At 72.6% G+C, this 13,691-nt stretch carries 13 protein-coding genes; 7 read left to right on the top strand and 6 right to left on the bottom strand.

From position 1 onward, the window contains the following. The first annotated feature begins 189 nt into the window (after positions 1-189). Complete coding sequence (locus tag ACFWJ4_RS25475; RefSeq protein ID WP_380547301.1) at positions 190-558, top strand: hypothetical protein; 369 nt, start codon at positions 190-192, stop codon at positions 556-558. 731 nt (positions 559-1,289) lie between these two features. Here the strand turns inward: ACFWJ4_RS25475 and ACFWJ4_RS25470 are convergent. Together ACFWJ4_RS25470 and ACFWJ4_RS25465 are read right to left on the bottom strand one after the other, a co-directional pair. Continuing rightward, on the bottom strand, positions 1,290-1,841 hold the full coding sequence (locus ACFWJ4_RS25470) for a hypothetical protein (protein ID WP_380547299.1): 552 nt from the start codon (positions 1,839-1,841) through the stop codon (positions 1,290-1,292). 15 nt (positions 1,842-1,856) lie between these two features. Next, a complete protein-coding gene (locus ACFWJ4_RS25465) occupies positions 1,857-2,291 on the bottom strand; it encodes an ATP-binding protein (RefSeq protein ID WP_380547297.1) in 435 nt (144 codons plus the stop codon). A gap of 317 nt (positions 2,292-2,608) precedes the next feature. On the opposite strand from ACFWJ4_RS25465, the gene ACFWJ4_RS25460 reads away from it, so the two are divergent. The 3 genes from ACFWJ4_RS25460 (at position 2,609) to ACFWJ4_RS25450 (ending at position 4,667) form a co-directional block, all read left to right on the top strand. Next, positions 2,609-3,442, top strand: a complete 834-nt coding sequence (locus ACFWJ4_RS25460; RefSeq protein WP_380547295.1) for a helix-turn-helix domain-containing protein — start codon at positions 2,609-2,611, stop codon at positions 3,440-3,442. Further along, positions 3,435-3,632 carry a DUF397 domain-containing protein gene (locus tag ACFWJ4_RS25455; RefSeq protein ID WP_380547293.1) on the top strand — a complete coding sequence of 66 codons (198 nt, stop codon included), beginning with the start codon at positions 3,435-3,437 and terminating at the stop codon, positions 3,630-3,632. Before ACFWJ4_RS25460 ends, ACFWJ4_RS25455 begins: the two co-directional genes overlap by 8 nt. A 567-nt stretch (positions 3,633-4,199) precedes the next feature. Further along, positions 4,200-4,667: an NUDIX domain-containing protein gene (locus ACFWJ4_RS25450; RefSeq protein ID WP_380547291.1), complete on the top strand. Its 468-nt coding sequence runs from the start codon at positions 4,200-4,202 to the stop codon at positions 4,665-4,667. A gap of 323 nt (positions 4,668-4,990) precedes the next feature. On the opposite strand, the gene ACFWJ4_RS25445 is transcribed toward ACFWJ4_RS25450, so the two are convergent. The 3 genes from ACFWJ4_RS25445 to ACFWJ4_RS25435 all read right to left on the bottom strand — a co-directional run bounded on the left by ACFWJ4_RS25445 (position 4,991) and on the right by ACFWJ4_RS25435 (position 7,638). After that, positions 4,991-5,458, bottom strand: a complete 468-nt coding sequence (locus tag ACFWJ4_RS25445) for a DUF6623 family protein (RefSeq protein WP_380547289.1) — start codon at positions 5,456-5,458, stop codon at positions 4,991-4,993. Between the two features lie 351 nt (positions 5,459-5,809). After that, positions 5,810-6,472 carry a response regulator gene (locus ACFWJ4_RS25440; RefSeq protein ID WP_380547287.1) on the bottom strand — a complete coding sequence of 221 codons (663 nt, stop codon included), beginning with the start codon at positions 6,470-6,472 and terminating at the stop codon, positions 5,810-5,812. Continuing rightward, complete coding sequence (locus ACFWJ4_RS25435) at positions 6,469-7,638, bottom strand: sensor histidine kinase (protein WP_380547285.1); 1,170 nt, start codon at positions 7,636-7,638, stop codon at positions 6,469-6,471. Before ACFWJ4_RS25435 ends, ACFWJ4_RS25440 begins: the two co-directional genes overlap by 4 nt. Before the next feature lie 427 nt (positions 7,639-8,065). On the opposite strand from ACFWJ4_RS25435, the gene ACFWJ4_RS25430 reads away from it, so the two are divergent. Beyond that, the gene (locus ACFWJ4_RS25430) at positions 8,066-9,562 is read left to right on the top strand and encodes an alpha/beta hydrolase family protein (RefSeq protein WP_380547283.1); all 1,497 of its coding nucleotides are present in this window, start codon (positions 8,066-8,068) and stop codon (positions 9,560-9,562) included. A 64-nt stretch (positions 9,563-9,626) separates the two neighbouring features. On the opposite strand, the gene ACFWJ4_RS25425 is transcribed toward ACFWJ4_RS25430, so the two are convergent. Continuing rightward, on the bottom strand, positions 9,627-10,514 hold the full coding sequence (locus ACFWJ4_RS25425) for a helix-turn-helix transcriptional regulator (protein WP_380547281.1): 888 nt from the start codon (positions 10,512-10,514) through the stop codon (positions 9,627-9,629). Positions 10,515-10,638: 124 nt separating this feature from the next. Here ACFWJ4_RS25425 and ACFWJ4_RS25420 point away from each other — a divergent pair, with 124 nt between their 5' ends. Both ACFWJ4_RS25420 and ACFWJ4_RS25415 read left to right on the top strand, forming a co-directional pair. Beyond that, positions 10,639-12,171 (top strand): MFS transporter, encoded by a 1,533-nt coding sequence (locus ACFWJ4_RS25420; protein ID WP_380547279.1) that lies wholly within the window; start codon positions 10,639-10,641, stop codon positions 12,169-12,171. Positions 12,172-12,421: 250 nt separating this feature from the next. Beyond that, on the top strand, positions 12,422-13,660 hold the full coding sequence (locus ACFWJ4_RS25415) for a cytochrome P450 (RefSeq protein ID WP_380547277.1): 1,239 nt from the start codon (positions 12,422-12,424) through the stop codon (positions 13,658-13,660). Positions 13,661-13,691 lie beyond the last annotated feature (31 nt).

Genomic DNA, 13,691 nt, shown 5'->3' with positions numbered 1-13,691 from the left:
GGCCCGGACCGGTCCGGGCCCGCCCCCGCCTTCGCCGCGTGTCCCGTTCTCCAGCCTTCCCGCGCCTCCTGGCCGCCGCTCTGCGCGCTGGATCTTTAGGCCTGAAAGTCGCTATCCGAAACCGGTGATCAAACCATAGGAATGGCTCCACGGCCTGACCGGCCACCCCGACCAGAAGGAGCCTCACCCATGATTCGCCTCCGTACCACCTGTATGGCCGTCGCCGGTACCGCCGCGATGCTCGCCCTGGCAGCCGCGCCCGCCCAGGCCGCCCCGGGTGACGTCACGACCTCGTGCGCAAGCGTGGTCACCCCGGCCGGCTTCGTCGACGTGAACTGGGGCTACAGCAGCAGTTGCGGCACGGGGAGCTTCAGCCCGAACATCAAGCAGATCAAGCAGCTCACCGGACTGCCCGTCGGCACCGTGGTCCAGGCCTGCTCCACCACCTACCCGCCCGCGGGCTGGGTCCAGACCAGCTCCTACTACACCAGCAGCTGCGTCGCCTGGTCGAACCCGAGCCTCAACAACAACGCCTGGCAGCTGAAGCGCGTCTCCTGATCCGGCGCCCCCGGCGCCCCCGGCGGCTCCGCTGATCCGTCGGCTCCGCCCGGACCCTCGGTCGGGTGCCTGACCCGAGGACCTGACCGAGGGCGCCGGGACCGGACGCGCCGGTGCCGACGTGATCAGCGGGCATGCTCGGGGCCGATCGAAGACCGTGCAGTTGTTGAGGTGTCAGTTGTCGCTGCACCCCGGCTCCGGTGAGCAAGTCCCTTCTCCGAGCGCTCGGATCGCGCGGTCGAGCAACCCCGTCGGCACGACCGCAATGCGGGCCGGAGACCGGCTGGACGGGCTGTGGTGCAACGGGGCTTCGCGGGCTGGTACCCGCGCGACGGACGCCCGGTCCGTCCGGGCAAGAACCCCACCCGGCCCAGGACCAGGATCCTCGCCGCCGACGACGGCAGCCTGCCACCCTCCGCCTCGGCGATCGTCTCCCTGCACGACACGACGGCTCGTCACGTCCGCCGCGGGCACATCATCAGCTGGAAGGGGTTCGCCGCACATGTCACCGGGACGAAACCCCGTTATCGAGACCGCCTTCCAGACCTACCCGGACGAGAACGACATCCCCCGGCCGAAGTCCTGGCGAACCCTTGGCACCTGAGCTCGCAAGATCACCGACAGAGCCGATCTCGGGCCCTGCTCGCGGATGCACGACGCTGAACGCGCCCGGCTCCTGCCACGCTGCACAGGAAGTCGGCGGGTCCGACTTCCTGTGCACGGCGCGGAATTCAGATACGGGCCGCTTGGGTGCGGCAGTGGGTGAGGGCGTACTTGAGGCGGGTGTCGGCGTTGGGAGCGGTGGTGAGGAGTTCGCCGGCGGTGACGAGGGTGGTCCAGTACAGGGTGGGGTCGCCGGTGCGGGGCATGGGCCGGGCGGCGGCGAGGGAGAGGTAGGCCGCGGTGAGGTTGCCGGTGGTGAACCAGCGGTGGAGGCCGTGCTGGTGGCCGGGTCGGATGCCGCCCATGGCGTCGATGGCGAGCAGGAAGAGGTCGACGACGGCGAGTTCGGTGTCCGTGAGGGACTTGGGGACGTCGAAGACGCCGAGGGCTTCGAGGAGTTCGCCGGTGTCGGTCTCGGAACCCGCGCGGGGGTTGGCGAGGAGGGCGTCGTGGCACTCGTTGAGGCGGCGGACGGTCTCGGCGAGGGGGATGGTGAGGGCGAGGCAGACAGCCCGCGCGGAGGGGACCGGTTTGTGGGTGCGGCGGGCGAGCAGGGCGTAGGTGTCGGCGGGGGTGCGGCCGCGGGAGAGGGCGTGGCCGGCGAGGGTGGTGAGGTGCATGGGGGTTCTGGGCTTTCAGGCGGTGACGAGGGCGGGGCCGGGGGCGGGGGCGACGTGGGCCCAGACGTACTTGCCGATGCCGCCGGGGCGGTTGGCGCTGCCCCAGCGATCGGCCAGCTCGTTGACGAGGAACAGGCCGCGCCCGTGCTCGTCGTCCGGCGCGGCGGAGCAAAGAGACGGGGATCCGCTGCCGGCATCGTGCACCTCCAGCCGCAGGCGGGAGTTGACGAGGGCGAAGCGGACTTCGATGTGGCGGTCGTCGGGGGCGTCGGAGTGCTGGACGGCATTGGCGAACAGCTCGCCGAGCAGCAGCTCGGCGGTGTCGCGGTAGCGGTCGCCGGAGGGCAGGCCCGCGAGATAGGCCCTGAGCAGGTACCTGGCCAACGGCGTGGATTCGGTCCGCGAGTCGAGGCGCGCGACGAACATGCGGGGCCGGTGGTTTTTGAGCATGGGGAGTACCTCAAGGGGTGCGTGCGAATGGAGTGCGCCATGCGCTGGGCCTTGCCTGGTGCGGCGTCATCCAGCGGCCAGGCACCGTTTCCGGGCGGCTCCTCGCCTTCAAGGCCAATGAAGTCCTTCACAGCTTCGTCAAGTTGGAGGGCATCTGAGGAGCCCCGACCTTCGGGCATGGGTGTCTCTGTGAGGGGTGTGCGCGTTGCCGCCCCGGCAGGCAACTCCGGTCAGTGACCGAATGACTACCAGGATGACTCAGCCTCCTCTAGGATCGGAAGAGTTTCAAATCTCTAGTCCGATAGATTTTAAAGAGGGTGATCTTGGTTCGCCGCACACTTGATCCAACGTCATCTCCACTGGAAGCACTGGCGGTTCAGATCAGTAGATCGCGCCAGGCCAAGGGGCTGACGCAGATCGAACTTGGCAAACGAGTCGGATACTCCAACGTCTACATCTCGAACGTGGAGCGAGCCAAGCAAGCTCCGTCTTTAAAGTTCGTAGAACGGGTTGACGTCGCGCTCGATGCTGGTGGTGCTCTGACAGGGCTGTGGTGGAGCTGGAAGAACGGCGCATTGTTGCCAGGGTTCTCCGAGTACCTTCGCCGAGAGCGCGAAGCGATCACAGCCCGGCTGTTCGACACGGACATGGTGTCGGGCATACTTCAGCACCCCGACTACAGCGCAGCCTACGAAGCCGGCATCGTCCGACGCGGGGAGGCGACTCGGGAACAGGCCGACGGAAGGCTCAGCTTGCTGGCCCAGCGCCAACTCATGCTCAACCGGGGCACGATGATCCATGCTGTTCTGGACGAGGGAGCCCTACGTCGGCCGATCGGCGGTCATGAGATCATGGCTGTGCAGCTCTCTCACCTGGAGAGTCTGAGTGATCGCCCGAATGTGATCATCCAAGTTGCCCCGTACCGCCTCGCCGAAGATCGACCGCTGTCCCACCCCGTCACGCTCCTGACCCTCCCGAATCGGGCGCTGGTCGGGTACACGGAGACGCTTCAACGGGGATATCTGGAGCAGGATGCCGAGACGGTGGCCCGATGGGTCGATAGATACGATCGACTCCAGGTCAACGCGCTCAGCCAGCCGGACAGTTTGGCCATGATCCGGGAGACACGGAAGGAACTGGACCATGCATGACCCAACGGGCGCCAAGTGGCGCAAGAGCACCTACAGCAATGGCGGGGGCGGCTGCATCGAGGTGGATGACGCGCACCCGGGCAGGGTCCGTGACTCCAAGGACCCCCAGGGGCCGGCTCTGGTCTTCCCGCCCGAGGCCTGGGCGTCGTTCGTCGCTGCGGTCCGCAGCGGCGAGTTCGGCGAAGTCTGATTTCGAAGCCCTGGCGTCCTGGCCCGGGACGGTTCCAGAAGCATCGCGACGTGCGGTGAAGAGGCTGCCGGGCGCTCGGCTGGGGCTTGCCCGGCCGAGCGCTTTGCGTGACGGGCAGTCGAGCTTGCCGCCCGGTCCCAGGGGGGCGCCCCGCAGGGCAAGAACGTCCCCTGGTGTCCTCGCCGGCGCCCGCGCCGTCATGGTCCTCGTCAGTACATGGAGCGTCGTCTTCGCTGACGTGGGCAGCGTTTGCACCACAGCGCCCGGACACCACCCGATCAAGTGCAGTACGTCGAGGACTGCGCACCCGGCACACGCCGACGCTTCTCCATGACGAACCCATCGGGTCCGTCCGGGCCGCCGGCTCGCGGCCGACCAAGGACACTGTGAGCAATTGACTCCAGGACTCGTGGTCAAATCCGGCGGCGTTCGGCCACGATGCCCCAATGATGCACCTCAGGCGGGACCAGGACGACGGGGTGTTCGATCGCTTCGGCGGTCACATCGAGGATTTGTGGGCGAACGGCCGTGAGGTATGGACGGCCCCGGCAGCAGAGGTGGTGGATCATGCCCAGGCGTGATTACGAGGACGACCCGAACGCCCCGGCCGCCAACTCGCTGGTCCCGGCCGCATCCGTGGTCGTGGTCGACGATGCGGGCCGTGTCCTGCTCCAGCGGCGTAGCGACAATGGGATGTGGGCCCTGCCCGGCGGAAAGATGGACATCGGCGAGTCGCTCGCCGGGTGCGGCATCCGCGAGACGTACGAGGAGACCGGCATCGAGGTCGAGATCACCGGGATCGTCGGCACCTACACCGACCCCGGCCACGTCTTCGCCTACGACGACGGCGAGGTCCGCCAGGAGTTCTCCATCTGCCTGCTCGCACGCCCGGTCAGCGGGAAGCTGCGGGTGTCCGACGAGTCCCACGAGGTGGCCTGGTTCACCCCGGCCGAGACGGACGGGCTGCCGATGGTGGCGAGCATCCGCAAACGGCTGGCCGACTGGCGCTCCGGGGCGATCCCCGCGGTGCGCTGACACGGCTGGTGCACGCGGGAGGTCGTGCCGGCGGTGCCGCCGCGGGCGGCCCGTCTGTCGGAGCGTCGTCTTCGCTGACGTGGGCAGCGTTTGCACCACGGCGGCCCGGACGCCACCCGCTCAAGCTTCAGTACGTCCAGGACTGCGCACCCGGCACACGCCAACGCTTCTCCATGACGAACCCATCGAGTCCGTCCGGGCCGCCGGTTCGCGGCCGACTGACGTCGCTGTCCGAGGACACCGTGAGCAACTGACGCCAGGACTCGTGGTCGAATCCGGCGGCGTTCGACCGCGATGCCCTGAGTGGCTGGAATGACTGGCGGTCAGGTCGTGAAATCACCACCCGCCGTTCCGAGGATCAGACGCGAGGGGGCGATCGGCGTGTCGAACCCGATCGCCGCGACGACGAAGAACGAGATTCCGATACCGAAGGCCACGGAATGGGGCTGGTCGAGGTTGAACGTGTTCTGACCGTCCAGCCCGGTGCGGTGTTCACCTTCGCCTGCGAGGTTCTCGAATTGCTGGATAGGCCCTCCGGAGGCGTCCCAGACGTGCACCCGGGTGAGCTGGCCGAATCCGACGTCGGTCTTGAACAGGACGAAGACCCTGACCAGGTTCGTCCGGACGTCGTTGACGATCACCGGCGTCGGTACGGCGATGTGGAACCAGCTGGTCTTCCCGGGTGTGATGTCCACATCGGAGCCCCACCCGAAGTGTCCGTTGCGGCTGAGGTTCTCGGGATTCTCCACCACCATGGCGTTCCCGTGGACCCAACTCGCCTGCAGCGCCACAATACCCACCTCCTCGGCAGGTTATTTCCTTTCTTGCGGTCTCACACTCCGGAGCCCTGGCTCACAAGAGTCCGGCCCCGCATACTTTCTGCTGTCGCGGGCCCATTACCGATTCGTACAGCAACGGTGAAGGCGGCGGCTCGCCGTATGAGCCCGGACACGCAATTCGCCGAGCCCCGGCTGGAGACAGACGGCCGGCCTGCCATCGCGCAAACGCTCTTTCCGGCGATGACCGGCTATGCGCACTTCACCGCGATGCGGGTACGCGCTCGCCGACGACATCGAGGACGTCCACGCCGCGCGGGGAGTCGGCCGGGCCGACTTCCCGCGCACGGCCGGCGGGGTGGTGGGTCAGGCCGGGTGGACGAGGCGGCTTTCGTAGGCGAGGACCACGGCCTGGATCCGGTCGCGGAGTTCGAGCTTGTGCAGGATCCTCCCCAGGTGGGACTTCACGGTCGCCTCCGCGAGGTAGAGGGTGGCCGCGATCTCCGCGTTGGACAGGCCGCGGCCCACCTGGACGAGCACCTCGCGTTCGCGGGCGCTGAGCCGGCCCAGCCGCTCCTCGTGCTCGGGGTTGCGGCCGTCGGGGATGTGCGGGCGGAGGTTCTCCAGCAGGCGGCGGGTGATCCGCGGGGAGATCACCGCGTCGCCCGCGGCGACGTTGCGGATCGCGGTGAGCAGTTCCTCGGGCCGGGCGTTCTTCAGCAGGAAGCCCGAGGCCCCGGCGTTGAGTCCGGCGAAGGCGTACTCGTCCAGGTCGAAGGTGGTGAGGATGAGCACCCTGCTGTGCGGGGAGTTCCCGACGACCTGCCGGGTCGCCTCGATCCCGTCGGTCCCGGGCATCCGCACGTCCATGAGGACGACGTCGGGGCGCAGCTCCCGGGCGAGGCGTACGGCCTGGGCGCCGTCGGCGGCCTCGCCGACCGGTGCCATGTCGGGCTGGGCCTCCAGGACGGTGCTGAAGGCCATCCGGAGCAGCGCTTCGTCGTCGGCGATCAGGATGCGGATCGTCATGCGGGCGCCGCTTCGCCGCTGTCGAGCAGCAGGCGGGTGTGCACTCCCCAGCCGCCGCCCGGGAGCGGTCCGGTCCGCAGTCTCCCCCCGTAGGCGGCCGAGCGCTCGCGCATGCCGGGGATGCCGTGGCCGGACGGTGCGGCGGTGGCAGTGGCGGGTTGCGGCGGGCGGGGGCCGCTGTCGGTGACGTCCACGGTGACGGCCGCGGTCGAGCAGTGGATGCGGACCGTGGCGCGGGTGCCGGCGGGTGTGTGCTTGAGGGTGTTGGTCAAGGCTTCCTGTACCAGTCGGTAGACGGTGAGTTGGGCGGTGGCGGGGATGTGGGCGTGGCCGCCGTGGACGTCGAGGCGGGTGGGCAGTCCGGCGGCGCACATCTGGTCGGCGAGGGCCTCCAGTTGGGCGATGCCGGGCAGTGGGTGGCGCTGCGCGTCGGGTTCGTCGGTGCGCAGGACGCCCAGTGAGCGCCGCATGTCGGTCAGGGCCTGGCGGCCCGTCTCGGAGATCTGGAGCATCGCGGTGGTGGCCCTGTCGGGCGACCGGTGCTGGGCGTAGACGGCGGCGTCGGTGAGCGCGACCATGACGGACAGGTTGTGGGTGACGATGTCGTGCATCTCCCGGGTGATGCGCGTCCTTTCCTCGGCGACGGCCAGTCGCGCCTGCTGTTCCTGTTCGTGCTCCAGGCGGGCGGCCCGTTCCTCCAGGGCCGCGAGGTAGGCGCGCGTGGTGCGCACGTTCACGCCGAGGACGGCGGCGGCGACGACCATCGCGGTGACCGCGACGAACGGGGTCAGGAACGCGCCTTCCGTCGCCCAGCGCAGGCAGGCCAGCAGGGCGCCCGCCTCCACGAGGGCGCCGGCGACGAACGTACCGCGCCGGCCCGAGGTGGCGGCCACCGTGTAGAGGGCCACCAACAGGGCGACGTCGGCGGGCAGTTGGACTCCCGTCAGCCACTGGACGAGGGCCGCGGCCGCCACCGCGGCGAACACCGTGCGCGGGGCCCGGCGCCGCCACAGCAGGGGCAGCGCGAGGGCGGCGGTGAGGGCCACGGCCACCGGCAGCTCGTGCGGCGGGCGCGTGGTCGCGGCGTTGAGGAGCAGGAGCGCCGGCAGCAGCGCGTCCCGTACCGCGGGCGGCAGCCGGGAGCCCCAGCGTGCGGCGGCTTTCACCGGTCGCGCCGCTCGTGCGCGGGCGAGGTCGGCGTACTGCGTCAGTCGTAGGGCCGTGCCCGCCCACCACGCCCGCACCCGCACAGGCACGGGCGCCCGCACAGGCACCTGGTTCCGGTGGGCCTGGCCGGGTTCCGCGGCCGCCTCGGTCATCGCACGTCCCTGTCGATTCGGCGTCATGGTGGCCCCGGCACGGACCGCTGCCCGGCACGTACCGCGGCCCTGTTCACGGTAGGCCGCCGGCCCGCGCGGCACATGCGTCCACCGTCTGATCGCGCCGGGCCGGGATACGCCCGCAGGAGGAGTCCCGATACCTCCCGTGGTCGCAGTGCGGCCGCCGGTCCGGCGTGCTCGACTACTGCTGCGGTCGTACGGGGACGTTCAGCGGTTTGCGACCCCGGTCGCCCACGGCGGCGACCCGTGATCGATGCGGCGGCGCACGCCCGGTGCCGAGCATGGCCGGGTGACCGAGAACATCGCGGGACTGCCCATGTCCCCCCTGGAGATCCTCGCCCTGCTGGGTGCCGTCGCGCTGGTGGTGGCGCGCTGGCTTCCCCCCGCCGCCCGCCCGCGCGTGACGATCGCGGCGGGGGCGCTCCTCGTACCGTCCGCGCTCGCGCCGGCCGTGACGGGGATCCGCTGGCAGCTGCTGCCGGTCCTGGCCGGCGCCGCCCTCGCGGCGCCGTTCGCCCTCGCGCCCCTGCTGCGAGGCCGGCGCCGCGGCGGCCGGCCGGCGTGGCGGGCCCGCTGGTGGCTGGCGCTGCCGGGATCGGTGGCCTGCGCCGGCCTGATCGCCACCGGCCCGGTGGCCGCCTGGGCCTTTCCCGTGCCCGTGTTCCCCGAACCGTCGGGCGCCTTCGCGGTCGGCACCCGCGTGGTGCAGTGGACCGACCCGCGCCGCCCCGAGACCTTCACCGCCGATCCGAACGACCTGCGCACGGTCGTGGTCCAGCTCTGGTACCCGGCGCGGAAGAGCCCCGCGGGCACGCGGCGGGCCCAGTACCTGGGACGCACCGAGCGCGAGGCGCGCACCGTCTCCGAGGCCCTCGCCCGCGGCGTCGGCCTGCCGGGCTTCCTGGTCGACGGTGTTCCGCGGGCCCGCAGCCGTTCGGTCTTCGACGCCCCGGTGGCCGGCGGTGGCGAACGGTTCCCGGTCGTGCTGTTCTCCCCCGGGTCGGGCGGGGTGCGCACCCAGAACACCGCCTGGGCGGAGGAACTCGCCAGCCACGGATACGTGGTCGCCGCCCTCGACCACCCGTACGACTCCGCCGCCGTCGTCCTCGCCGACGGCCGGACGGTCACCACCGAGACCGCCTCCAGCGGCGACCGGGGCAAGGACGACGAGCTGGCGGCCGGCTGGACGGCGGTGCGGGCCGCCGACCTCGGCTTCGTCCTCACCCAGCTGGACGCCCTGGACCGGGGCGGGATCGCCGACCCGCTGACCGGACGCCTGGACACCGGCCGGGTCGCGGTGAGCGGCCACTCCATGGGCGGCGCCGCCGCCCTGCAGGCGGCCCGGCAGGACCGCCGGTTCGCCGCCGTCCTCGACCTGGACGGCTACCCCCACGGCCCCACCACGCCCGCCCTCGACCGGCCGACGCTCGCACTCACCCAGGCCCTCACCCCGGGAACCGACCCGCGCTACCTGCCCCGCCTCACCGAGGCACTCGGGTCCAGCACCGCGACGAGCTACCGGCTCACCGTCCCCGGCGCCGCACATCTCACCTTCATGGACGGCCCCCTGTACCTGCCGCCCGTGCCCTCGCTCGTGGGCTCCCTGGGCCGCACCGAGAGCCCGCGCGTCGTCGCCGCGGCCACCCTCGCCTTCCTGGACGCCGTTCTGCGGGACCAGCCCGGCGACCCGGCCGGCGCCCTGCGGGCCTACGGCGACCTCACCGTCCACCACCCGGGCGGCCACGGGTGAGGCCGGGTGACGGGAGGCCCGGCGCCGGCCGGGTGACGGGCGGCCCGCTCAGCTCCGGTTCGGTTCAGTGCCGGGCGACCGGTTCGGCCGTGAGCGCGCCGAGGAGGCCGAGCGCCTCCTCGGCCCGGCTGCCGGGCGCGGCCGTGTAGACGACCAGCAGGTGGTGCGCGGTGTCGGGGGCGCGGAAGGTCTCGTAGTCGAGGGTGACCTCCCCGACGGCCGGATGGTGGAAGCGCTTGCGGCCGTGGCTCTTCTCGTGCACATGGCGCCCGGCCCACAGGGTGCGGAACTCCTGGCTGCCGAGGGAGAGTTCACCGAGCAGGCGGACGAGTTCGGGATCGTGCGGCCGTCGCCCGGCGGCCATCCGCAGGATGCCGACGGTGGTGCGGGCGGCCTCCGCCCAGTCGAGGTGGACCTCGCGCGCGTCCGGGTCGAGGAAGAGCCGGCGGGCCATGTTCCGCTCGCGCGGCGGCAGACGGGGGAAGTCGGCGATCAGCGCGGCGGCCATCCGGTTCCAGGCCAGCACGTCGTTGCGGTCGTTCATGACCAGGGCGGGGGTGTCCGCCATCGCCTCGACCACCCGCCACAGCGCCGGGCGCAGCGCCTCCGAACGCCCCGCCGTCCGGCCCGCCACTCGGCCCGCCGCCCCGCCCGCCGCCCGGCGCGGCGGGCGGGCCAGGTCGTACAGGTGGGCGCGTTCGGCGGGGCCGAGCCGCAGCGCCCGTCCGATGGCGTCCAGCACCTCGTCGGAGGGCCGGTCGGCGCGGCCCTGTTCGAGGCGTACGTAGTAGTCGGTGCTGAGCCCGACCAGTTCCGCGACCTCCTCGCGCCGCAGTCCCGGCACCCGTCGACGGCCGGTCGGCGGCAGCCCGGCGTCCTCGGGGGTGAGCAGGGCGCGGCGGGTGCGCAGGTACTCGCCGAGGCTGCCGGCGAGCGGGTTCGGGTCGGCCATGCGTTCCAGTATGGGGGCGCCGGGGGGCGCCGTTCGGGGGTGCGGGGCCCGCAGGGTGGCCCTGTCGGACCCAGGGAACGGGACTCCCTTCCCGCCGCTCGCACGGCCCGCCGACGATCGGCGCATGACCACCTCCGCAAGCGCTCCCACCTCTGCGAGCAGCCTCCCGACGGCGGCGGGCGCCGGCCGGGACCGCTACCGGGCCACCGTCGCCGCGGTCGGCTGCGCCGGCGTGATGCTGCCGTTCTCGGTGACCGGCGCCGCCGTCGCGCTGCCCGACATGGCCGCCCGCCTCGACGCCTCGACCGACGCCGCCCAGTGGATGCTGAACGCCTTCAACATCACCTTCGCCGCGCTGCCGCTGGCCGCCGGCGCCCTCGCCGACCGGCTCGGCCGGCGCCGGGTGCTGCTGGCGGGGATCGCGCTGGTCGGCGCGCTGTCCCTGGTGGTCGCGCTCGCGCCGTCGATGGCGGTGGTGGACGCGGCCCGCGCGGTGCAGGGCTGCGGGGCGGCGGCCGTCCTGGCGGCGGGCGCGGCGGTGCTGGCCCACTCGACGTCCGGGCGGCGGCGCCGGGTGGCCTTCGGCGTACTCGGCACGTCCTTCGGCACGGGCCTGGCGGTGGGGCCCCCGGCGGCCGGCGCGCTGGTGCAGGCGGGCGGCTGGCGGGCGGTGTTCCTGCTGGTCGCGGCGCTGGCCGTGCCCGCGTACCTGTGCGCCGTCCGGGCGCCGGAGTCCCGGGCACCGGGCCGCGCCCCGATCGACCTGGGCGGGCTCGGCTGCTTCACCGCGGGGCTCGCCGCGCTGTCGTTCGCCCTGGTCCGGGCCACCGGCGCCGGCTGGACGGCGCCGGGCACCCTGCTGCCGCTGGCCGGCGCGGCCCTGCTGGTGGCGGCCTTCGCGGTGGTGGAGCTGCGCCGGGCGCAGCGGGCGATGTTCGACGTCCGGCTGTTCCGGCGGCCCGAGTTCCTCGCCGTCGTGTGCCAGCCGTTCACCGTGACGCTCGGCTTCGTGGTGCTGCTGGTCTACCTGCCGGCCTACCTCCAGGGGGTGGGCGGGCGTTCCGTGCTGACCAGTGGTCTGCTCCTGCTGCCGCTGACGGTGCCCGTCCTGCTGCTGCCGCTGCCGGCCGGGCGCCTGGCCGCGGCGTTCTCCGTCCGTACGGTGCTGACCGGTGCCTCGGCGCTGATCGCGCTGGGCGCCCTGCTGCTGGTCACGGTGCGCGGCGACGCGGGGTGGGCGGCGCTGACGGTACCGCTGCTGCCGTTCGGGGCCGGGGTGGGGCTGGCGTTCGGGGTGATGGACGACGCGGCGGTGGGCACGGTGCCGGTCGAGCGCGCCGGGGCCGCGGCCGGCGTCTTCAACACGATGCGGATCACCGGCGAGTCGGTCGCGGTCTCGGGCGCGGCCGCGCTGCTCACCGCGCTGACCGCCGCTCACCTGCCCGGCCTGCCGGGCGGCGAGGCGGCCCGGCTCGCCGCCCGGGCCGTCCAGGGGCAGGTGGACCCGGCCCGGCGGGAGGCGCTGGCGGCCGGGTTCACCGGGGCCCTGCACGTCCTGGGGGTCGTCCTGGCGGTGCTGTCCGCGGCGGGGGCGGTGCTCACCCACCGGGCTCTGCGGGAGCGGGGCGGGCGGGATGCGAAGGTGCGCCGGGGGTGAGCCGGGGGTGAGCCGGGGCGGTGCGCCGGACGGGCCAATGCCCCGTTGACGGCCGTGCCGCGCCCCTCTACAACGGAGCACAGGCCCCGATCCGCAACGGAGCACCGGCCCCGGACAGGTCGGCCCCGCCGCGGGGCACCACCGTCCACCGGGGCGGGCCCGACAGGTCCCGAGAGTTCCCGAGAGTTCCTGAGAGTTCCTGAGAGTTCCTGAGTTCCTGAGTTCCTGAGAGCTCGTGAGGAGCAATGCCATGGCTCCAGACGACAGCCGCTGCCCGGTGCTGGACATGACCGCCCGGCGCGTCCACCAGCAGAACGCGGAACTGCGCGCCGCCGGGCCCGCCGTACGGGTCGAACTCCCCGGCGGCATCATCGCCTGGTCCGTGACCCGCAGCTCGGTGATCCGCGCCCTGACCGGCGATCCCCGGATCTCCCGCGACCCGCGCAGGCACTGGCCCGGCCTGGCCTCGGTGCCCGAGGGGTGGCCGATGGGGCCGATCGCGTTCCAGCAGAACTTCTTCAACCTCTACGGCCGCGAACACCGCTCGGCACGACGGCAGATGGCGCCCTCCTTCTCGCCCCGCCGGGTGTCCGGGCTGCGGCCCCGGATCGAGGCGACGACCGCCGCCCTCGTCGGCGCGTTCCGCGACCTGGGCCCCGGCGAGGCCGTGGACGTCCGCCGGGCGCTGTCGCTCCCGCTGACCATGACGGTGATCTGCGACCTCTTCGGCGTGCCCGCCGACATGCGGCCGCGGATCGGCACGTCGATGGACGCCCTGCTGACGACGACGGCCACGGCCGAGCAGATTACCGCCTCCCGGGCGGCGATCAACGTGGTGCTGACCGACCTGCTGGAGCTCAAACGGCGCTCCCCCGGGCCCGACCTCGCCACCGACGTGGCCGGCGTCGGCACCGGCGACGGGACGGGCCGCAGCGAGGAGGAGTCCCGCGACATCCTCTTCCTGATGCTGGGCGCCGGGTACGAGACCGCGGTCAACCTCATCACCAGCGCCGTCCAGGCGCTCCTCACCCACCCCGGCCACCTGGCCCGGGTCCGCGAGGGCGGCCTCGGCTGGGGGGACGTCATCGAGGAGACCCTGCGCCACGAGAGCCCGGCGATGCACATCCCGCTGCGCTACCCGCTGGAGGACATCGACCTCGGCGAGGGCGTGGTCGTCCGGCGGGGCGAACCGATCCTGCTCGGCTTCGGCGCGGCCGGCCGGGACCCGGAGGTCCACCCGCAGCGGCCGGACGACTTCGACCCGACGCGCCCCGACAAGGAGCACCTGTCCTTCGGCCACGGCCCGCACTTCTGCCTGGGCGCGCCGCTGGCCCGCCTGGAGGCCGAAGTGGCCCTGGACGGGCTCTTCGGCGCCTACCCGGGCGCCGTCCTGGACCCGTCCAGGGCGGCGCCGTCCCGGATGGAGTCCGTCATCATCAACGGCCCGTCCGAGCTCTGGATCGTCCCCACGCCCGCCCCGGCCGCCTGACCTCTGTCGCGAACGCCCTTTGTGCGCGCGA

Origin of the sequence: Kitasatospora sp. NPDC127067 (genome assembly GCF_042724755.1) — a bacterium.
Lineage (GTDB): Bacteria > Actinomycetota > Actinomycetes > Streptomycetales > Streptomycetaceae > Kitasatospora > Kitasatospora lactacystinica.
This window is presented reverse-complemented; position numbering and strand designations above follow the sequence as displayed.

Excerpts from the sequence above, each read along its gene's own strand:
- ACFWJ4_RS25415 (WP_380547277.1), top strand. The coding sequence starts at position 12,422 with ATGGCTCCAGACGACAGCCGCTGCCCGGTGCTGGACATGACCGCCCGG.
- ACFWJ4_RS25450 (WP_380547291.1), top strand. The coding sequence starts at position 4,200 with ATGCCCAGGCGTGATTACGAGGACGACCCGAACGCCCCGGCCGCCAAC.
- ACFWJ4_RS25420 (WP_380547279.1), top strand. The coding sequence starts at position 10,639 with ATGACCACCTCCGCAAGCGCTCCCACCTCTGCGAGCAGCCTCCCGACG.
- ACFWJ4_RS25470 (WP_380547299.1), bottom strand. The coding sequence starts at position 1,841 with ATGCACCTCACCACCCTCGCCGGCCACGCCCTCTCCCGCGGCCGCACC.
- ACFWJ4_RS25425 (WP_380547281.1), bottom strand. The coding sequence starts at position 10,514 with ATGGCCGACCCGAACCCGCTCGCCGGCAGCCTCGGCGAGTACCTGCGC.
- ACFWJ4_RS25430 (WP_380547283.1), top strand. The coding sequence starts at position 8,066 with ATGCGGCGGCGCACGCCCGGTGCCGAGCATGGCCGGGTGACCGAGAAC.
- ACFWJ4_RS25475 (WP_380547301.1), top strand. The coding sequence starts at position 190 with ATGATTCGCCTCCGTACCACCTGTATGGCCGTCGCCGGTACCGCCGCG.
- ACFWJ4_RS25465 (WP_380547297.1), bottom strand. The coding sequence starts at position 2,291 with ATGCTCAAAAACCACCGGCCCCGCATGTTCGTCGCGCGCCTCGACTCG.
- ACFWJ4_RS25455 (WP_380547293.1), top strand. The coding sequence starts at position 3,435 with ATGCATGACCCAACGGGCGCCAAGTGGCGCAAGAGCACCTACAGCAAT.
- ACFWJ4_RS25440 (WP_380547287.1), bottom strand. The coding sequence starts at position 6,472 with ATGACGATCCGCATCCTGATCGCCGACGACGAAGCGCTGCTCCGGATG.